Annotated in this window: 22 protein-coding genes; 5 read left to right on the plus strand and 17 right to left on the minus strand. The window is 44.0% G+C overall.

Features of this window, described 5'->3' with window-relative positions:
• Positions 1-39: 39 nt before the first annotated feature.
• Positions 40-435, minus strand: coding sequence for a PIN domain-containing protein (locus KA369_11205; protein MBP7736531.1), 396 nt, complete (start codon positions 433-435; stop codon positions 40-42).
• 5 nt (positions 436-440) lie between these two features.
• Positions 441-635, minus strand: coding sequence for a type II toxin-antitoxin system VapB family antitoxin (locus KA369_11210; protein MBP7736532.1), 195 nt, complete (start codon positions 633-635; stop codon positions 441-443).
• 538 nt (positions 636-1,173) lie between these two features.
• Between KA369_11210 and KA369_11215 the strand changes: the two genes are divergently transcribed.
• On the plus strand, positions 1,174-3,402 hold the full coding sequence (locus KA369_11215) for a nitric-oxide reductase large subunit (protein ID MBP7736533.1): 2,229 nt from the start codon (positions 1,174-1,176) through the stop codon (positions 3,400-3,402).
• 126 nt (positions 3,403-3,528) lie between these two features.
• Here the strand turns inward: KA369_11215 and KA369_11220 are convergent, their stop codons facing one another.
• Positions 3,529-3,984 carry a universal stress protein gene (locus tag KA369_11220; GenBank protein ID MBP7736534.1) on the minus strand — a complete coding sequence of 152 codons (456 nt, stop codon included), beginning with the start codon at positions 3,982-3,984 and terminating at the stop codon, positions 3,529-3,531.
• 126 nt (positions 3,985-4,110) lie between these two features.
• On the opposite strand from KA369_11220, the gene KA369_11225 reads away from it, so the two are divergent.
• The gene (locus tag KA369_11225; protein ID MBP7736535.1) at positions 4,111-4,707 is read left to right on the plus strand and encodes a TetR/AcrR family transcriptional regulator; all 597 of its coding nucleotides are present in this window, start codon (positions 4,111-4,113) and stop codon (positions 4,705-4,707) included.
• A gap of 57 nt (positions 4,708-4,764) precedes the next feature.
• Here the strand turns inward: KA369_11225 and KA369_11230 are convergent, their stop codons facing one another.
• The 12 genes from KA369_11230 to KA369_11285 form a co-directional block, all read right to left on the minus strand.
• Positions 4,765-5,328, minus strand: coding sequence for a DUF488 domain-containing protein (locus KA369_11230; GenBank protein MBP7736536.1), 564 nt, complete (start codon positions 5,326-5,328; stop codon positions 4,765-4,767).
• 466 nt (positions 5,329-5,794) lie between these two features.
• On the minus strand, positions 5,795-5,956 hold the full coding sequence (locus KA369_11235; protein ID MBP7736537.1) for a rubredoxin: 162 nt from the start codon (positions 5,954-5,956) through the stop codon (positions 5,795-5,797).
• Positions 5,957-6,104: 148 nt separating this feature from the next.
• Positions 6,105-6,539, minus strand: coding sequence for a hypothetical protein (locus tag KA369_11240; protein MBP7736538.1), 435 nt, complete (start codon positions 6,537-6,539; stop codon positions 6,105-6,107).
• A gap of 1 nt (position 6,540) precedes the next feature.
• Positions 6,541-7,083 carry a hemerythrin domain-containing protein gene (locus KA369_11245; GenBank protein ID MBP7736539.1) on the minus strand — a complete coding sequence of 181 codons (543 nt, stop codon included), beginning with the start codon at positions 7,081-7,083 and terminating at the stop codon, positions 6,541-6,543.
• A gap of 243 nt (positions 7,084-7,326) precedes the next feature.
• A complete protein-coding gene (locus KA369_11250) occupies positions 7,327-7,749 on the minus strand; it encodes a GreA/GreB family elongation factor (protein MBP7736540.1) in 423 nt (140 codons plus the stop codon).
• 51 nt (positions 7,750-7,800) lie between these two features.
• Positions 7,801-8,349: a hemerythrin domain-containing protein gene (locus tag KA369_11255; GenBank protein ID MBP7736541.1), complete on the minus strand. Its 549-nt coding sequence runs from the start codon at positions 8,347-8,349 to the stop codon at positions 7,801-7,803.
• Positions 8,350-8,404: 55 nt separating this feature from the next.
• Positions 8,405-9,487 (minus strand): peptidoglycan bridge formation glycyltransferase FemA/FemB family protein, encoded by a 1,083-nt coding sequence (locus tag KA369_11260; GenBank protein MBP7736542.1) that lies wholly within the window; start codon positions 9,485-9,487, stop codon positions 8,405-8,407.
• Between the two features lie 102 nt (positions 9,488-9,589).
• The gene (gene rnk, locus KA369_11265) at positions 9,590-10,009 is read right to left on the minus strand and encodes a nucleoside diphosphate kinase regulator (GenBank protein MBP7736543.1); all 420 of its coding nucleotides are present in this window, start codon (positions 10,007-10,009) and stop codon (positions 9,590-9,592) included.
• A gap of 110 nt (positions 10,010-10,119) precedes the next feature.
• Entirely contained in the window at positions 10,120-10,668 is a 549-nt protein-coding gene (locus tag KA369_11270) for a hemerythrin domain-containing protein (protein ID MBP7736544.1), read from the minus strand.
• Between the two features lie 215 nt (positions 10,669-10,883).
• Positions 10,884-11,312, minus strand: coding sequence for a hypothetical protein (locus tag KA369_11275; protein ID MBP7736545.1), 429 nt, complete (start codon positions 11,310-11,312; stop codon positions 10,884-10,886).
• Between the two features lie 558 nt (positions 11,313-11,870).
• Positions 11,871-13,220, minus strand: coding sequence for a sigma-54-dependent Fis family transcriptional regulator (locus KA369_11280; protein MBP7736546.1), 1,350 nt, complete (start codon positions 13,218-13,220; stop codon positions 11,871-11,873).
• A 17-nt stretch (positions 13,221-13,237) separates the two neighbouring features.
• Positions 13,238-14,911, minus strand: a complete 1,674-nt coding sequence (locus KA369_11285; GenBank protein MBP7736547.1) for a Cache 3/Cache 2 fusion domain-containing protein — start codon at positions 14,909-14,911, stop codon at positions 13,238-13,240.
• Between the two features lie 362 nt (positions 14,912-15,273).
• Here KA369_11285 and KA369_11290 point away from each other — a divergent pair, with 362 nt between their 5' ends.
• The 3 genes from KA369_11290 (at position 15,274) to KA369_11300 (ending at position 17,088) form a co-directional block, all read left to right on the plus strand.
• Positions 15,274-15,468 carry a type II toxin-antitoxin system VapB family antitoxin gene (locus KA369_11290; protein ID MBP7736548.1) on the plus strand — a complete coding sequence of 65 codons (195 nt, stop codon included), beginning with the start codon at positions 15,274-15,276 and terminating at the stop codon, positions 15,466-15,468.
• A 4-nt stretch (positions 15,469-15,472) separates the two neighbouring features.
• A complete protein-coding gene (locus tag KA369_11295) occupies positions 15,473-15,835 on the plus strand; it encodes a PIN domain-containing protein (GenBank protein ID MBP7736549.1) in 363 nt (120 codons plus the stop codon).
• 329 nt (positions 15,836-16,164) lie between these two features.
• Positions 16,165-17,088, plus strand: coding sequence for a helix-turn-helix transcriptional regulator (locus KA369_11300; protein MBP7736550.1), 924 nt, complete (start codon positions 16,165-16,167; stop codon positions 17,086-17,088).
• 216 nt (positions 17,089-17,304) lie between these two features.
• Here the strand turns inward: KA369_11300 and KA369_11305 are convergent, their stop codons facing one another.
• Positions 17,305-17,916: a choice-of-anchor D domain-containing protein gene (locus KA369_11305; protein MBP7736551.1), complete on the minus strand. Its 612-nt coding sequence runs from the start codon at positions 17,914-17,916 to the stop codon at positions 17,305-17,307.
• Positions 17,917-18,088: 172 nt separating this feature from the next.
• Positions 18,089-18,369, minus strand: a 281-nt coding sequence (locus KA369_11310; GenBank protein MBP7736552.1) for a hypothetical protein, incomplete at its 5' end; no start/stop codon positions are given.

The following is an 18,369-nucleotide window of genomic DNA, read 5'->3' on the forward strand; positions in this document are numbered from 1 at the left end:
AGTTAAATTCTGAAAAATAATGCTCTGGAAATCATTTTTTTATAGCGCAATTAATTTCAGTTTTGAGTGCTTGGCAATAATATCGAAATCCCGGTCCCTGTGAAGTAGTGGCAGACCATTTTTGATTGCCGCATGCGCTATCAGGCAATCCAGGCTTTTTCTGATCGTGACTCCTTTTTTCTTGAGAGAGCGGTACAGGTCGGATGCTCCAATTGCATCCGGTACCGGTTCCTCTATGACAAAATTATACGACAGGAGAATATCCTGTACTTCGTCGTGATCTTTATCTGACCGGAACCCCTGCAGGATTTCCATGAGTATTATTGAATGCATGAATATGGTTTTGTCGGATTCTATGGAGTCAGCAAGGTATTCACTCTGCCTGTTCTGAATGCCATTAAAAAAATCTATCCATACTGATGTATCAACGATCAATCGGCTTACCTCATGGCCCTCATCTGATCAAGGTCACCTTCCCACCTGGCCTTGCCGCGAAAACGCAGGATGCTTTTTTGCTTGCTCAAGCGCACCAGCTCACTCAGGGCCACATGCACCACTTCCTTCTTTGATTTCAGCTTTGTTGCCGCCATGGCATCATGCATAAGCTTGTCATCTATGTCTATGTTGGTTCTCATGATAATCTCCTTATACACAAAAATAGTGATATTTATACACATTGTCAAACGCTTTTTAAATATGATTGCTGGAAATTAAAACCATGTTGTTTTTGATTATTTGTCCGGATCGAAGGATAGTAGTTCGAAAGATTAATAATTGGGGGATCAGGGGGACGATTCCGAACTCGTCAAGATTATGGTTCAGACCAATTTCTGGTATTAAACAATAAAAAAAGCCGCAGAATTTTTACGGCTTTTTTTATTGAGTTCGAAAAGATGTTCTGCAGGTGACGATGGGACTTAAACTATTGGACAGTTCTTTGCTGAATGTCATGATTTGGCATAGAAATGCTGTTTAATAAAGGCCAATCATTGATAAATTCTTGCATTTTAAAATAATCAGGGTATTCTATCTTCTACGTTGGAAATGTTTAACAAGACGGCGGGTTCGTCATTAAATACAATTTTTGAGAATGATGGCGCCGCTCTTCGGATAGCATTGAGCTCCTTGCTATCCGGCACAATTCATAATTAAAACAACAGGGGGTAGATCATGATAAAACCACAGGTTCGTGCCATATTGTTATTTATTCTCGCCGTGTGTTTTGGCGTGCTCATATTTGGAGGATATCTGATCAAGCGGGACAAGCCGCCCATACCGGACAGAATCGTCGACCAGAACAACAGGGTGCTCATAACGGGTGAAAATATCAAGGATGGCCAGAATTATTTTTACAGCAGGGGCGGTCAGCATATAGGGACCATCTGGGGCCACGGCTCATATCTCGCGCCGGACTGGTCTGCCGATTACCTCCATCGACTCGGTCTCTACGCTGCGGCGCGTTACCTGGGGCTTGACGCGGAAAAGGCGCGTTCCTTCACGCAGAAGGATTTCGACTCCCTCAATCCTGTGAAAAAAGCGGAGATATCCGCCATGGTCGCGAAGGATTTGAGGGTTAACCGATATGATTCCGGAAAGAACGAGTTGGTTTATACAGTCAACCAGTCTGAGGCTTATGAATATCTGAAAGAGTATTACACCGATCTGTTTAAAAAAGGCAATGATCGTATGGGACTGCAGCCGGGGATTGCCCGCAATGACAAGGACGGTTTTATTATCGCGAGCTTTTTTTCCTGGCTTGCCTGGGCGGCCGGTACGACGCGCCCCGGCAAAGACGTCACCTATACGACAAACTGGCCCTATGACCCTCTGGTTGGAAATGTTCCGACCGCTGAAATGGTCATATGGTCGATCGTGAGCGTGATCCTGCTCATCCTAGCGCTGGGCCTGGTGCTGTTCTTCTATAACAGGTACATGAAAGAGGATGATTATTCGGCCAGGCTTGCGGCCCTCAATGAACCGGCTCCCACGTCGAGCCAGAAAGCCACGGTGCTGTATTTTCTCGTGGCGTCACTCCTGTTCCTGGCCCAAATAGGAACCGGCTCTCTCACCGCGCATTACACGGTTGAGGGCACTAACTTTTTCGGCTTCCCCATCGCCACGATCCTGCCCTACGCGGCGCTCAGGACCTGGCACCTCCAGCTTGCCATCTTCTGGATCGCAACCTGCTTCCTGGCGACGGGACTGTTCATCGGGCCTTTCGTCGGCAAGGAGCCGAAGCACCAGGGGAAGCTTGTCATTGTCCTGTTCGCGGCAGTCGTGGTTGTTGTCCTGGGCACCCTCTCCGGCACCTGGCTTTCGATACAGGGATTCTTCGGCGGCGAGGGTTATTATCTAGGACACCAGGGGTATGAATATATCGAGCTCGGCAGGGTATGGCAGCTGCTTCTCGTTGTGGGGATGCTGATATGGCTTGTCCTGGTGCTGAGGGCCATTCTTCCCGCACTTAAGAATGAGAAAGATAAAGGCGGTCTAACCCACCTCCTTCTCTATAGCTCTATAGCGATACCCCTGTTTTACATGGCGGGGCTCATGTATGGAAAGGGAAGCCATTTATCGGACGCCGAGTACTGGCGCTGGTGGGTGGTGCACCTCTGGGTGGAAGGGTTCTTCGAGGTTTTCGCGACGGTGGTGCTTGCTTTTATCCTGTCCCGGATCGGGGCAGTAAGCGAAAAATTTGCCCACACTACCGTATACCTCAGCGTTTTCCTCTATCTCGGAAGCGGCATAATAGGGACGTTCCATCACCTCTACTGGTCGGGTACGCCGGCCCCTATCATGGCTCTGGGAGGGGTTTTCTCCGCCCTTGAAGTCGTTCCGCTTACGCTGTTGGGATTTGAAGCGGCGATGAATCTCCGGACCATAGAAAAAGCAGGTCACGCCTATGAGTACCGATGGCCGCTTTATTTCTTCATATCAGTCGCTTTCTGGAACCTCGTGGGTGCCGGTGTGTTTGGGTTTCTCATAAATCCTCCCATCATCCTTTATTATATCCAGGGGATCAACACGACGCCGATACACGCACATACCGCGTTGTTCGGGGTGTATGGACTCCTGGCGATTGCTCTCATGCTTTTCTCTGTGCGGCATATATTCAAAAAGAACGCCTGGTCCGATTCTCTTCTCAAGTGGTGTTTCTGGGGACTCAATGGCGGCATATTCCTCATGACGGTTATAAGCCTCATCCCCTCCGGTTTTTATCAATTCTACCACGCGGTGAGCAAGGGCATGTGGTACGCGCGGAGCCCGGAAATAGCGAGCGGAGATTTCATCAGAACGGTTTCATGGCTCAGGATGGGGCCGGATATCATTTTCGTGCTGGGCGCTTTCTGCCTTTTTGCCTTCCTGGCCCGTGGGATCTGGATTTCATTTATTAAAAAATGAGCCGGTCGTCATGAACGCGGGAAACGATTAACCGATACCAGCGCTGTGCTGCGATTCGTATCGGGAGATGAAAGACGCTGCCCGACAGGGGCAGCGTCTTGTTTCATTGGCGGGACGTGCCCGTTATTACTGTAGAGCGGTATGAACAACGAGCGTATCGCAGTTGGAACGTTCTATCAGCTTTTCTGAGAGATGCGTCCTGAACCTCTGCCATGCTGTTTTCCTTGGATGCGGCCCAATGACAAGCAGATTGATGTTCTTTTCGCGTTCTTCCTGTAAAATCTCATCAATTGTCTTGCCATAGCGTATATCGGATAAAATGGTTACGCCCTTGTGGTTCCTTAACCTATTTATTTCGGCATCCAGCTTGCTGCGGGCTTCATTTATCAGCTTAGTTTTCTCTCCCGCGACCTGCTCTTCGCTGAGGCAATAATCCACGGCGCATTCTTCTATTTTATCCACAGCATGTACTACATATACGGTTGATTTCACTTGTTCGGCCAGCGCAACCGCCTCGTCAAGGGCGGCCCGTGAGGAGCTGGTGAAGTCCGTCGCGACCAGGATGTTTTTAATGGTATTCATGATGTGCCTCCTTTTATCTTTTGCATCTCATTTCCATATATAATATAGCGCACACCTGAAGCCCCGGCAAGAAAAAGTATTGACTTTTTTAAATAATTAGTTAATATTTACTAACACGGAGGCGTTATGAAAAAATTGACCCTGAGGCAACATGAGATACTGGACGATGCTCTTGACATCATTGCCCGTTACGGTATGCAGCGCATGACCATCAAAAACCTTGCACACGCTGTTAAAGTAAGCGAGCCTGCTTTGTATCGTCATTTCAAATCGAAATTCGACATACTCATGACGATTCTTGTCAGGTACGGGAGCAATCTGCAGGAACTTTTCAAGCAATCGGAGCATGAAACTGTCTCGTCGGTCGATGCGATTGAAACATTCTACACGGGCATGTTTAGAGGCTTCGAAAAGCAGCCCGCCCTTTCAATTGTCATATTTTCCGAGGACCTGTTCCGATATGACCGCAGGTTATCGCATGAAGTAACGACCATTATTAAGCTCACGCATGAACGCATATATAAGATCCTCAAGGAAGGAGTCCGTCGCGGTGAGGTTAGATCTGATGTACCGGCAAAACAGCTTGCATGGATGGTCATGGGAATAATGAGGCTCCTGATCACAAGATGGAGAATTTCAGATTACCGGCTGGGTCTTGTGAAGGAAGGCCGTGAAGCGATCATCCTGATTCGCAAGGTAATTGCTCCGGCACGAAAAAAGTGATTTCTCTGATGTTTACATCTATTCTTTGCTGTTTTCTCTTGCATAATGCCTTTCCATTTATACTTTTTTTGAAGTATCGCCCATGGCAACATGCTCTTCCGGGTAATATACTCTCCCTGCCATAATCCTGGCAAATGATGTCATTGAGTGTCCCTTAACGATCGCTTTAGAGTAAATATCTTTCACCACTACGCCCCTGGCTGTTAATGCATCGGCGATTAATGAACGGTGGCATCGCCAGGGTACGGATTCCGCACACATTAATACAGAGGTTTTATTTACTAAGAGGGCTATCAGTTTTTCGAGAGCCACATCGAATTTGCCCGTTTGCATGTAATCCGCAAATCCCCGGAATGATGGTTTTCTCCATCCCTTATTAATGGTATCCTTAAGTGCATGTCTGAATCCTCCCAAGTCTTTCATCTGCCTGTAATTAATATGTCTGTTTCGAAGGATTTTCGCAAAGACGTCCCTGTTAAACTGTGGGTTATGCATTGATCGGGGGATGGAGCGGATGTCCACGACCTGTTTTATTTTATATGTTTTGAGAATTTCAATAAACTCTTCTATTGTACGGTTTGAATGTCCTACAGTGTAAATAGTTCCCTTGATATTTTTCATAAACATTCCAATGTTCGAATAAAACACTTATGGATGCGCGGTCACCCAACACAAAAGTCTGTTTAAAATCCTGTATAAGTTATAATGTGATCGGCAATTTCCACTGTCAGGTTTACTCGTTATTATTTGTTCCCTTACTGCTTCCCCCTCCCGTCGTCACAGGGCTGGTCCTCGTCATAATTACGCGCCATTTCCGGGTGGGTCGTTGTCGTGCATTGCGGCAGAGTTTGAACGATCATGGGTTTGTCACAACATATTGGGACTGATTCATTCTCTTTATACTCTTTTTGCGCATTGCAAGCGGAACATCGGTAGACATGTTTTATTTCGTCCATGCCATTACTCCTTTGTTATGATATATACTCCATGTATAACCATGCTCATTGATTAATGCTGCCTTAGAGGCATGAATCCCTCCACCTAATCCGGTCCTGCGGGGCTTAAATGTCGCTTATATGTATAATACTTATTTCGCAGGTTCAAATTCGCTTTTACTTGCTCCGCACACGGGGCATACCCATGAATCGGGAAGATCATCGAATTTAGTTCCTGGTTTTACGCCATTATCAGGATCCCCTATCTCCGGATCATATACATAACCGCAAACTGAACATACATACTTTTTCATAGTCACCTCATTTTTATAATCTGAATTATTTAATATTTAACTCGTTACATATCTTATTCATTTTTCCGTGATTAAGGGGCGAAGCCCCTTAAAAGCCCCCCGCAGAGCTTGCCTGCTAGCGTAAAACGCAGTTTCGCAATAAGTCTATTTATTGGCTCTTAATTTGAAGCAATTGTTTCATTATGTCGACATTTTTTTCGTGTTGTATTTTTATCGCCTCAACAAATAACATGCTGGAGGCAGAATTTATCAATTCCCTGTTATATCTGATCTGTTTTGCAACCCATTCCTGTCCTTTTATCAGGAGCTTGAGCTTCTCATCTGTTGAATCAAGAGCCCTGATTTTATCAATAAAATCGCCTGTCCTTTCTCCCGGATCCTGTCCGAGATTTTTTATCAGGTTGGTTAAAATCTGGCAATTCATACCTTCATCCCGAAGATAGATCAGCAACTGAGATTTAAGATCGCCATCTTCAATCAAGGGCATTATTTCATTCAAAGACTTGACGCCCGCTCTCTCCGCTTCAAGAAGCATGCGGTAGAAATCCGCGAGTAAATCTTCATGTTTTTCCTTGTTGTCCATGTCATTCATGCCTTTCCTTTAGTGACGTATAAATAGCGTTGTATTTTTCATGAATCATCTTTTTGTCGAATTCCCAAAAGTCATTCAGCATTTCATCCAATTCAACATTTGAGAAATATTTTTCAGTATTAGGGAAAAATATTTTATCTTCTTTTAAAATATGAGGCGGGTAAAAAACAATTAAATCTGACAATGTATCTGTAATAGTTTTGATGCTTGAAGAATCTCCGTCGGCATATTTTTTATTACCTTCAATTAGTCGACTCACCATTTTTCTGGCAACTGCATGCTCATCAATCAATTCCCGCATCATTCTCTCATCTTCAGCGCCGAGATTTATGTTTTTTAATTTTGTGAATAAGATTTCTTCTTCTTTCCCGTGATGCGTCCGGTCTGCATATGTTTTAATAAAATCTACAATAGTATCAATGAACACTGGATTCAATATATTGCTTTTTTTAATGACATCCAATTCTTTCCCTGTAATATTTAACATTTTTTCAATGAGCCTGTGCTCGGTCATCAATGGACCTCTTGGTTTCATGTATACCTCCGTCATTGTTATTTGCTTTGGATATTTTACCTTGCCGTATCCTTCGTATTGTGCCATAGCCTGCAAATCGTCGCAAGTAGAATAATTTCCAAAATCGTGTACACTATAACAGTGTCTCCTGCGCATGTTAAGTGCTATAACCGCCGCTTGCGGTCCGGATATCTTCTACCGTAAGGAAGCTGCCACATGAATGATGCGAACAAATATCAACATTCATCACTACCATCATTTTCCTTATAAATTATAATTCCCCGCCGCTTCCGGCTGATATATCATATTGATGATTACAAACTTTTTTAATCCTTCCGGGAAGGTCCAGTTTATGACATTGCCGACCCTGCGCCCTATAACGGCTGTTCCTATCGGGGACAGTATCGATACGATATCCTTTTCACTATTTGCTTCTTCGGGAAAAACCAGATTCAAGACTCTCGATTCTATTCCCTCATTGTCTTTTATTTCAAATATCGAGTTCATGGTAACGTAATCAGACGGGATTTCCCTTGAGGAAACCGTACGCACCTTGTGCAATTCCTGTCTTAATTTTTTAGCATTTTCTTTTTGTTCTTTTGAAAGTGTATTCTGTAAATGGCCGAGAAGAATCATTATCCGCCCATAATCATACCTGGTTATTAATAACTCGCTGCTGGGTGCCATTGCTTTATCCCTTATTGCTAATCATGGAAAAATATATTCATCTAATCCACATCATGAATACTTTTTAAAAAGATAATCAATACTGTTTTTGATATACTTGGTGTCGCATGCCTCCATAACGTATTTCTCGTATTCGTCGAATTGAATGCAAACATTCTCCTGCTCCGAATCCGAAAGATAATGATCTATAATGGTAAATAGTTTCTCGCTCTCCATTTCAATATGCGATTCCATGTGGTTGATATATCCCACAAAACTAGTTATGAACCTTGGGGAGATCAATTCATAAGGATTTTCCGGAAATAAATTTTGCAGGTTCTTGATATATATTCTGCACAGCTTGTGTTCCGCTGTAAGAGTATCTATCTCATTTTTGATGAGTCCGTTTTCTTTTTTTGTGAGATTCTTAAAAAGGATTGTTTCTTCTTTTCCCTTATGGCACATGTCGGTGAATATCGCGTTAAATCTGATGCATTCAGAAAGGTCGATTTTATTTATTATTTCCGAATCTTCCGATTTCATGAATATCTTCTGTGAAATTCCCAGGCTTTTCATGATATAATCATGATCTTCCCTGATGTGATCAACGGCTATCCCCATTTCATGTTCCTTGATCGTATTCTCTTATTGTTGCTATCAGTGACCTTTGAAAATTTTATTGATGAAATATTCCTTTTATATTTTCAGATGCCCGATAGATGGCGTACTCCTCCTTTCTTATCGGATAATCCCAGCATCCCTGCTTGTGCAGCACGCGCCCGCCAAAGCCGGTTTTGAAACGATATAGTCCGTACAGCGGATGAGCCGTATCCTCGACGGGCGATATTCCATATAGATCATACTCTATGCATCCTTTTTTGCGGGCAAAACGTATTGTTTCCCACTGTAGGGCATATGAAGCCATGTGATTTCTTTTATTATTTGCTGAAGCGCCATACAGGAATGTCGCGCGCCGGTGACTTATCGATACTATGTTGCCGGCAACAACCTCATCGTCCGCAACGGCGATGAGCAGATGTATTGATGCCGAATTATGATTCTCCTGGTTTGCTTCAAACATGGTTTCGAAATATTCATATCTATGTCTTTGGAAGCCAGCCCTGCCGGCGGTTTGAAGATAAAGCCTGTACCAGGCATGGAGCCGTTCCAATCCGGATTCCATCACGATGACCCCTTTTCTTTCGGCCAGGCGGATATTATATCTTGTTTTCGATTTCATCCTGCCGAGTATCTCGTCTTCCGGCACGGTTAAATCTATGATAACCGTATCAGGCGGTTGAATATCGGTTATTGCCTTCCGTATGTTCCAGTACCTGGTGCTAAAATTCATCCGCATTTCTCTAACATGCGGTTCTGGGCATCCTTGCCATCGGCCATCGGCGTCATAGCGGCTTTGGTCGTGCGCATAGGGTGTTTCCCATGGAAGGTCATACCGTATAAAAACACAATTCCGGGGAAGATGTCTGGCAAGTCCATATGAAAGCGATTCAAGGAATAATCCTTTCACTTCCTCTTCCGGCGCTATTTCCGGCCCCTGCGGCACATAGGCCATGCACCTGTCCTGGTTAATTCTATGGACCAAAACAAGAATGTCTCCCTCTGCGTTTCTTGATATTATGTCAAAGGCACAGGGAATCCATCCGAGCCGTGACTTTATCGAGCTCCACAGGGATGTCTGGTGAAGGATGATCGTCGGAATTAATGCTCCCGATTCCTTATGTTTCAGAATTACATCCATGAACATGTATCCTTAAACATTTTGATGCTCCGCGAAATGATTAAAGACGCACAATTGCCGTTATCGAAACAATATGTTAAATTTACTTGGGTCTAATAGCGACTATAGTTGGTAATCACCGGCGGCTTCCGGCTGGTATATTATCCTGGTGATGATAAATTTTTTAACGCCCGCCGGGACCTTCCAATGTATCACGTTACCCACGCGGTAGCCCAATACGGCGGTGCCCACGGGCGACAATATGGACACCCGGTTCTCCTCAATATTCGCTTTCTCGGGGAATACCAGTGTAAGTGTTCTTGTTTCGGATTCATCAACTTCTTTAATCTCAAAGCTTGAATTCATCGTTACGCAATCGTGGGGGATATCGTATGAATCTACCCTTTGCGCCCTTTTAAGCTCCATTACCAGCCTGTCCGCGTTTTCCTTCTGCTCTTTCGAAAAGGTGTTTCTCAACCGGTCAATCATGCTCATGATCCGTCCGTAATCGAAGCCCGTTATCATTATTTCATTGGTGTTCATTATACTGACCTCGCTTGTTGAATTCTTTTCCTCGCGGTCTCGGCAGAAATACTCATACCGCCTGAGCCGCCTTTTGTTCATTATGACGCGTGTTTTATTCTTCATTCTTTTCATGCATATTTTCTCATCAGGTAATCAATAGTGGCTATTATATCCTTATTATCATATTTTTCCATGATATGATTTTCATACTTGTTAAACAGTTCACACACCATCTCCTGTTCTGAATGTGATAAGAAATGATCAATAATTGGAAGCAGTAGCGTATTTTCCTTATTAATGTGTGATTCTATATGATTTATAAACCCGACGACTCCCGTAATAAATTCCGGCGAGAGAAGCTCGTACGGATTGTCGGTCAATGAATCCTGCAAAGTTTTGATGAATTTGCTGCATATCCTGTGCTCTGCGGCGAGATTTCCGATGTCGCCGTTAACTATATCAATGCCTTTGGCCTCCAGGTTTTTAAAAAGGATGGCCTCTTCTTTTCCATTATGGCACATTCCGGTAAAAATCGCGTGAAACCTGACGCATTCTGCAAGGTCCTTCTTGTTGATTATCACCGTGAGTTCGGATTTCATGAATATATGCTGCAGGATATCCAGTCTACGTAATATATATTCATGATCCCTCCTGATGTGTTCCACTGCTTTTCCCATGTCGAGCTCCGTATAATAAAGTGCTGTTATCATATCGTCCGGGACAATCAACTACATGTTCCGTTCTGTCCACATCGTTGAAATATGTGGCCATTTGCGCTTTGTATTTCCAATAGCCGCATATGACGTACCCGATACCGCGAGAAATGAAATGTATGCAATTCACACATCGGGAAATATCAATATTTTGATCCAAGCTTATTCTCCTCGGGCCCTCAGGTCGGTTTCAGCGTAAAAATCACCTTGCTGATGGCGTCATGAAATATCGGAGGCTGCGGCGTGTTAAGCAGTCGGTACAGCATCGCGACATACAGCTGCTTCTTTTTCACGGATGCCTCTTCATTTGATTTTTTCAATTCCATCAAAACGTTACCTAAAGAATGTATAGCCATGACGCGCGTATCAAGACACATCTGGTAATCCATTGCCGTATTAAATACCTCTTCGATTAAAATAGCCGATGGCTCCTTTATTTCATGAACGCATTCCAGTACCGCCTCCACAAGCTTCCAGTTTTTTTTGTATCTTAGTATTCGTATGAGTTCATCTTGTATTTTATCGAGCATCCCCTCTTTCTTAATGGCCTCGAGTTTATCAAGAACAATCCCCCAATCCAGCAGATTACCGAGATAGAATTCGTTCATATCATGCCTTTTTCATCTTAAGCAGTTATATATTTTTGTTATACCTGATTGTGGCAAAATTCACTTTTCCAGACGCAATTTAACTTCCACGTATTCAGGATATTAAGTTTTTTTGAATAACTTTCTTTCATGGCGGCTTGCCTGCCCCGCTGATAAAAGGAGTCCCCAAACCGTGAAAATAAGTCCGACAATCAGGATGGTTCCCATTATGATAAACATCTTCAGTTTCATGATAGTAGCACCCATCATATATTATAAACTCATCATAGAGCTTGCATTGACCATGGTAACGCTTCTATGAATTATATAACGCAAGTAACATGCCATTAAAATGATAGTAATGATTTTATTAATCCTTTTGATATTTATGAGTCATTTTCATCGTTTATGGGCTGGAGTGAGTTGGAATTATGCGAGGTATGCCAATATTTGATACACAACGTGCATTTGTAGATTATTAGGAAGGAAATCAAAATGGAGGGGTTTAACAATAAAATAGTTTTTATGATGCATAATACAACATGTCGTTGCTTTATGCATCACGCCAGTGCGATGGATTTATTCAGTTATGCCAAGCCTCTGTATCATCCTCCAGAGTGAAGTTCTGTTTATTCCTAGTATCTCGGACGCCTTGGCCTTGTTCCCGCCGGTCATTTCAAGCACCTTTATTATATAGGCGCGGCTCACCTCTTCAAGGGTCATCAGGTCTTCGCCGGACATGGGCGATTCGTTTGATGGCAACCGCATCCGTTCCGGAAAGGTATCCGGCGTGAGACGGCTTCCGGATTCAAATATCACCGCTTTTGAAATGGTGTTTTCAAGTTCCCGCACGTTTCCGGGCCACTGGTATGATTCGAGAATTGATTTTGCTTCCGGCGTTATTTCATTTACGGCTTTGCTGTTTTCCTTCGAGTATTTAGTCATGAAGTACAGGGCAAGCGGAAGGATGTCGTCTTTCCTGTCTCTCAGCGGGGGAATCGGTATGGTGATTACATTGAGCCGGTAAAACAGGTCCTCGCGGAATTTTCCTTCCTTCACGGTGTTTTCCAGGTCTTTGTTCGTAGCCGCCACTACGCGGACATCCACCTTTTTCCGTTCAGCCGAGCCCACCGGCTGGATCTCACCCCCTTCCAGGACCCGCAGTAGCGCCTGCTGAAAACTTGCGCCGGTGTCCCCTATTTCATCGAGAAATATCGTTCCTCCCTCGGCCAGTTCGAAGAGCCCCGGCGTGTCCTTGAGTGCGCCCGTGAAGGCCCCCTTGGCGTAACCAAAGAGCTGGCTTTCCAGCAGCGAGTCCGTCAGCGCGCAGCAGTTGACCGGTATGAACGGCTTTTCCCGGCGCGCCCCGTTATAATGAAGTGCCCTCGCGATCAGTTCCTTGCCGGTTCCCGTTTCACCTGTAACCAGCACGGTGGCCTTTGCATCCTTTACTTTATTTATCATTTTGTAGACTTCAATCATCGGCTCGCTGTTGCCGATGATATTGTCAAAAGAATATTTTTCTTTCAGTTGCTCGCGCAGGAGTGCGTTGTCGATGAGTATCCCTCTTCTTTCCATGACCCGGTTGATAATGATGCGTATTTCGTCGAGGCTGAAGGGTTTTACCATATAATCCTCCGCGCCGTTCTTCATGGCTTCAACGGCGGTATCAACGGAGGCGTAGGCGGTAATGATGATTATGCTCGTATCCGGCGTCGCCGACCGTATTGACTGCAATACCTGCATGCCGCTTATTCCCGGCAATTTCAGGTCTGAAATTACCAGCGCAAATACATGTTCGCTTGCTTTCTCCAGAGCTTCTTCGCCGCTTTCCACCCCGGTCGGCTGATACCCTTCTTTCGCTGTTATCTTGCAGAGGGCGTCCCTGAGCCTCGGGTCATCTTCCACGATCAGTATGCTTTTATTCATATCACTGTTCCCTGAATCTATCCTTCCTGCTTAACTACGGGCAACTCAATGGTGAAGGTCGTCCCTGTATTGACGCCGCAATCATCGCCGTCTTCAACGGCGCTGCTGATAACGCGTATATTCCCCCCGGCTTTTCTTATCATTTCATAGCTTATATAGAGTCCCAGCCCGGTCCTTTCACCGCTGGGTTTTGTGGAAAAGAACGGGTCAAAGATCTTTCCGATTATTGATTTTGGTATGCCCGTTCCGCTGTCTTGAATATCGATTTTTACCATATTCGTGACCGTGGTAAACCATGTCTTGATTTTCAAGGTCCCCCCGTGTTTCATTGCCTCAACGGCGTTCGTAAACATGTTCATCATCGCTTGGTGAACGACGCTTTCATTGCAAAGCGCTCTCGGCAGGTCTTCCTGAAAATGAACGAATACCGAAACGCCATGTTCCCTGGAATATTTTTCTGTCATTTTCACCAGGCCCTTCAGAATGTCATTTATGTCAACTTCCTGTAATTCAAGTGATGAACGTCGGGAAAAGCTCATCAGGTTTTTTATTATCGCACCGCACCGTGTGAGTTCTTCCACGGCAATATTCATTGATGAAAGATCATCAGAAGGGTATTGTTCTTTTAATTTTTCGTATAATAACTGCGTATAGATAAGAGCATTGGCAAGGGGATTGTTCAATTCGTGCGCGATGCCCGATGTTATTACCCCCATGGATGTAAGTTTTTCGTTTTGCAAAATCATCATTTCCAGCTCTTTTTCATGGTCATATGATTTTTGAAGCATTTTGATCAGCATGTTTGCGGCAAAATAGCCGATCCCGCCCGCGATTATAAAGCTTACTGCAATAAACAAAAGCATATACAGGCGCAGCGTATTCACCCTGGAAAGAATTTCATCGCTATCCTGCCTGACCGTGAGAAGCCAGCCGTAACGGTTAATGCTTTTTGTCGCTTGAAAATACCTGTTCCCTTTTTCATCAATATATTCTCCCGATATGAATTCGCCTTGTTTAAGCAGTTTAACTTTGTCGGATATTTTCACTGCTTTAAGCCTTGATCTTCCGGCCTTGTGATTTATGATATTGCCTTCCTTGTCTGTGAGAGTTAAATACCCGGTTTCTCCAAAACTTACATTGTTTAAATGATTATTTATTGCGTCGAAATCAATTATACCGATCATTCTGTAGAGCAGTGTGTTTGATTTGTCAGTTATAGGCATAGACAGCGCTACACAGTTATCTTCATATGATCTATTGTAACATGGTAAAATGCATTCGTTGATTTTATGGGCAGCAGTTTTATTCACATCGAGCGTTTTAATATCTATAGAGCCTTTTTTTGATTCTATCCTGAATAATAAATTACCCTGGTTGTCATAAATTATTATAGCATGATAAACGCCGTATGCCTCCATAATACGCTGGAGTCTGTTATAAACGCTGTTATAGTTATAATTGTCCTCAAGGGCCACTTTTCCCATTAGTCGCATATCCGCTTCGCGTTCACTTGTAAAACGGTTTATTACAAGAGAATTGCCGTCAATGATAGTTGTAAAATGACTCGCGACATTTTCCCGTATTAATGTCTGGCCTTTAATATAGATAACAATGCCAAGACACAGCAGGGGCACGGTAGAAATTGCAACGAAGGTAACAATCATTATCCATTTTAAACGTTGAAGTTTCATATGATTAATTTTGAAACCAGAAAATGTTATTTATTATTGTAACTTATAAAAATATAAATGTCAAGGATTACTGAAAAATGTTTTATCCAGCAGGGATCTTTGATGAAGGCCCGTTCTTTTCTATTATATAGAGTTGTTAGTAAAAATGATTGGTTATCTGAAAATGAAAAAAGCGGGGTCTTTCAGCCCCGCCTTTTCGCGTTCAGGCATGCAGGCAATCGGGGACGATTTTCGATACCTCATATTAATGAGATTTTGCTGGAATTCATGATATGGGAATTTGAACGCTGTTGGTTTATAACAAAATATTTCATAAAAAAAATTATTTGACTAATATGCATAAAATATGCACATTATTACATATGAGAACAACAATAAATATTGACGATTCATTGATCAAGAAGGCATCGGCTCTCACCGGGATAGAGGAAAAAACGACTCTTGTCCGCCTTGGACTCGAAGCCCTTATCAAGAGGGAGAACAGCAGGCGTCTTGCTAAACTCGGCGGGACGGAGAAGTCATTGACTCCGGTGCCGAGAAGAAGGAACAAATTCTAATCCCATGGTCCTCGTTGATACATCCGTATGGATCGAACACTTCAGAAAGGGCCATCCCCGGTTGGCAGAACTCCTGAACAATTCCGATGTGGCAATTCATCCTTTTATTGTCGGGGAACTCGCATGCGGGACTATCAAAAACCGAGAAGAGATCCTGAACCTGTTGCAAACGCTCGATTCATCACCTGAAATAAGCCTTCAGGAATTATTACATTTTATTGAAATAAATAAACTTCAGGGGAAGGGAATAGGATTCATAGACATCCATATTCTCGCCTCATCTCTACTTGCGGATTTCATGCTGTGGACCAATGATAAAAAATTGCATAGCATGGCCCAACGGATGGGAATAGCATATCAAGCATGAATCTAAATTAAAGAGCAAATATAAAAGGCGGGATCGTGACCCCGCCTTTTTGCGTTCTATGATGCAGGTGAAACGGGACTTAAACTGCTGGGCACTTCGTTGTTGAATGTCATTGTTTGGTGTAAAAAAATGATATCATGTTACCTGATATAATGATTATCCTCTGTGATGAATGGCATATGGGAAGTTGTAAATTTGAATTGGATGTATTTGAATCGAAATTATTGTCAGAATTTCATATAATTTATTAAAAAATCTGTGATTGAGCAACTGAAGTCAAGAAAAGATATTTTAATTCATGTATTGTTTCCCAATCGGAGGATTAATGTATGGTAAGCGAAAAAGTTGAAGCGGTGGGGAAAATGCAGGAGTACATCCAATCTCACATCAATGATCCCATAACCTTGCACGATCTTGCCCGATCATGCGGATTTTCGCCATGGCACGCATCCAGGATCTTCAAGGAGCTTATGGGAAAAACCCTGTTTGAGTATATCCGGGCTTTTCGTCTGTCTCAAGCGGCCCTTAAACTCAGGGATGAAGATGTAAAAGTGATAGATGTTGCTTTTGATTATGTTTTCGATACCCATGAAGGATTTACGAGGGCCTTTTCAAGGCAGTTCGGGATAAATCCTTCCGATTACAAAACACATACTCCCCCCGTTCAACTCTTTATTCCTTATCAGATTAAAGATGCCTACCGCTATAAACTAAAAAAGGAGATGGAAATGAACAATGGAAGTTCAGTTAAGAGAGATGGCAAGCCGGTACAGACGGTTTTCGTTCAGGTGGTTGATAGGCCAGCCAGGAAAATGATTTTGAAAAGAGGGATCAAGGCAACTGATTATTTTGAATACTGTAATGAGGTCGGGTGCGATGTGTGGGGGATGCTGATAAGCGTTAAGGAGGCTCTCAATGAGCCTATGGGAGTATGGCTGCCTTCGAATATGATGAAAACAGGAACGTCCCACTATGCGCAAGGGGTGGAAGTCCCGGTTGAATATTCAGGCAAGGTACCGGATGGATTCGATATCATCGATCTTAAACCGTGTAAAATGATGATCTTCCAGGGACCACCCTTTGATGACGAAGAATTCGAGGATGCTATCTACAGCTTGTGGGAAATAATAAAATCATATAATCCGGAACTGTATGGTTTCTCCTGGGCTGAACAGGATGCTCCGCGATTTCAACTGGCACCGCAGGGGTATCGGGGATATATCGAAGGCAAGCCGGTGAAGCAGCTTGGTTAGATATATTGATTGGAACAAAAATTATTTCATAATAAAATAGATGATAAAAAAAGGCGGGGTCGTGCAACCCCGCCTTTTTCGTGTTCTATGATGCAGGTGAGACGGGACTTAAACTATTATGTAGTACATTGGTTTTTGTCTTACTATGGTTTCGGAAACATACATAAAGATAGATTGATGTTTTCCACGACCGCACATTCAGCGTGGGGGCGCCGATTATTTCCTTTTCATGCGGCGCCGTACCTTGGCAGTCCCGAGCACCAGGCCCATGAGGGCAATCAGGCCAAGGGCAGAAGGGCCGAAAAACTTTTTGCCCGTCCCGCCGGTTGCTGCGTTCGCGGCGCACCCGTCAGAGTCGTCCTTGCTGAGCGCGGAAAGAAGGAGGGCGGCGCCGGTATTGCCGGTATTCGATTCAGGCGTGGTCCCGGTGCCGGTTATGGTGGCGAACCATGTGCCTCGATCCGTTTGAACAGTGAAGCTTTCAGAGTAATTGCTCTCGGCAGAGGGAGCAAAGACAACATCAGCAGTGCAGGAGTCACCCGGATTTGCGAGGCTGGTGCCGCAGGTTGTTGATTTAATTACAAATCCCGAACCGACACTGATTGACAGAATCGTTACTGCCCCAGGCGAGCCAGCTACATTAGTCTTGTTGGTTATTGTGAACGTTTGCCCGTCCGATTTGGAATTGACCGGTACTGAGCCAAAATCAACGGTTCCATCAGGTGAGATATCTATCGCCGCTACAGCTGTTCCTGAATAGGCAGCAGACTGAATGGCGACGATGAAAGAAACTAACGCCATGCAGGCAATGATGATGGTGTTCTTCATGAGACTCCTCCAGGTTTATAGATCCGCGATCCTGCTCCCTCGCCGGAACCGATCCAGTTGATGTAATGTTTCATGTATAACCAGATTAGATAATTTTAAGGTTACTGTTCAGTACTTTTCCTGTTGAAATGGCCTGTAACCGGTACATACAACGGTTTCTGATAAATAAATATCAAGATGATACAACCCTGTCAATAGGCCAGGAATGAACGGCCACTCCCGGGGAATGAACGGCACAAGTTTTGTCGATTTTTGTGAAACAGGATGTCGGCAGGTCGTTGACCATGCCCGCATGGCGGTGGCCGATGGTGCGTATGAGCGAAAGTTTTTCACGGCCTTCAAGTGAGGGCGCCGTTGAAAAGCGTAGGCTGTAGAAACCGGTAGGTCTCTGTTTAATAAAAAAGGCGGGGTCCTTCAACCCCGCCTTTTTCGCGTTCTGGCATGCAGGTGAGA

Source organism: Spirochaetota bacterium (assembly GCA_017999915.1).
Lineage (GTDB): Bacteria > Spirochaetota > UBA4802 > UBA4802 > UBA5550 > RBG-16-49-21.

What these genes read in the sequence shown, in the direction of transcription:
- KA369_11295 (MBP7736549.1), top strand. Translation starts at nt 15,473, where the DNA reads ATGGTCCTCGTTGATACATCCGTATGGATCGAACACTTCAGAAAGGGC.
- KA369_11230 (MBP7736536.1), bottom strand. Translation starts at nt 5,328, where the DNA reads ATGAAAAATATCAAGGGAACTATTTACACTGTAGGACATTCAAACCGT.
- rnk (MBP7736543.1), bottom strand. Translation starts at nt 10,009, where the DNA reads ATGAACACCAATGAAATAATGATAACGGGCTTCGATTACGGACGGATC.
- KA369_11280 (MBP7736546.1), bottom strand. Translation starts at nt 13,220, where the DNA reads ATGAATAAAAGCATACTGATCGTGGAAGATGACCCGAGGCTCAGGGAC.
- KA369_11300 (MBP7736550.1), top strand. Translation starts at nt 16,165, where the DNA reads ATGGTAAGCGAAAAAGTTGAAGCGGTGGGGAAAATGCAGGAGTACATC.
- KA369_11285 (MBP7736547.1), bottom strand. Translation starts at nt 14,911, where the DNA reads ATGAAACTTCAACGTTTAAAATGGATAATGATTGTTACCTTCGTTGCA.
- KA369_11245 (MBP7736539.1), bottom strand. Translation starts at nt 7,083, where the DNA reads ATGAAACCAAGAGGTCCATTGATGACCGAGCACAGGCTCATTGAAAAA.
- KA369_11305 (MBP7736551.1), bottom strand. Translation starts at nt 17,916, where the DNA reads ATGAAGAACACCATCATCATTGCCTGCATGGCGTTAGTTTCTTTCATC.
- KA369_11270 (MBP7736544.1), bottom strand. Translation starts at nt 10,668, where the DNA reads ATGGGAAAAGCAGTGGAACACATCAGGAGGGATCATGAATATATATTA.
- KA369_11255 (MBP7736541.1), bottom strand. Translation starts at nt 8,349, where the DNA reads ATGGGGATAGCCGTTGATCACATCAGGGAAGATCATGATTATATCATG.
- KA369_11235 (MBP7736537.1), bottom strand. Translation starts at nt 5,956, where the DNA reads ATGAAAAAGTATGTATGTTCAGTTTGCGGTTATGTATATGATCCGGAG.
- KA369_11250 (MBP7736540.1), bottom strand. Translation starts at nt 7,749, where the DNA reads ATGGCACCCAGCAGCGAGTTATTAATAACCAGGTATGATTATGGGCGG.
- KA369_11210 (MBP7736532.1), bottom strand. Translation starts at nt 635, where the DNA reads ATGAGAACCAACATAGACATAGATGACAAGCTTATGCATGATGCCATG.
- KA369_11240 (MBP7736538.1), bottom strand. Translation starts at nt 6,539, where the DNA reads ATGGACAACAAGGAAAAACATGAAGATTTACTCGCGGATTTCTACCGC.
- KA369_11260 (MBP7736542.1), bottom strand. Translation starts at nt 9,487, where the DNA reads ATGGATGTAATTCTGAAACATAAGGAATCGGGAGCATTAATTCCGACG.
- KA369_11275 (MBP7736545.1), bottom strand. Translation starts at nt 11,312, where the DNA reads ATGAACGAATTCTATCTCGGTAATCTGCTGGATTGGGGGATTGTTCTT.
- KA369_11225 (MBP7736535.1), top strand. Translation starts at nt 4,111, where the DNA reads ATGAAAAAATTGACCCTGAGGCAACATGAGATACTGGACGATGCTCTT.
- KA369_11220 (MBP7736534.1), bottom strand. Translation starts at nt 3,984, where the DNA reads ATGAATACCATTAAAAACATCCTGGTCGCGACGGACTTCACCAGCTCC.
- KA369_11290 (MBP7736548.1), top strand. Translation starts at nt 15,274, where the DNA reads ATGAGAACAACAATAAATATTGACGATTCATTGATCAAGAAGGCATCG.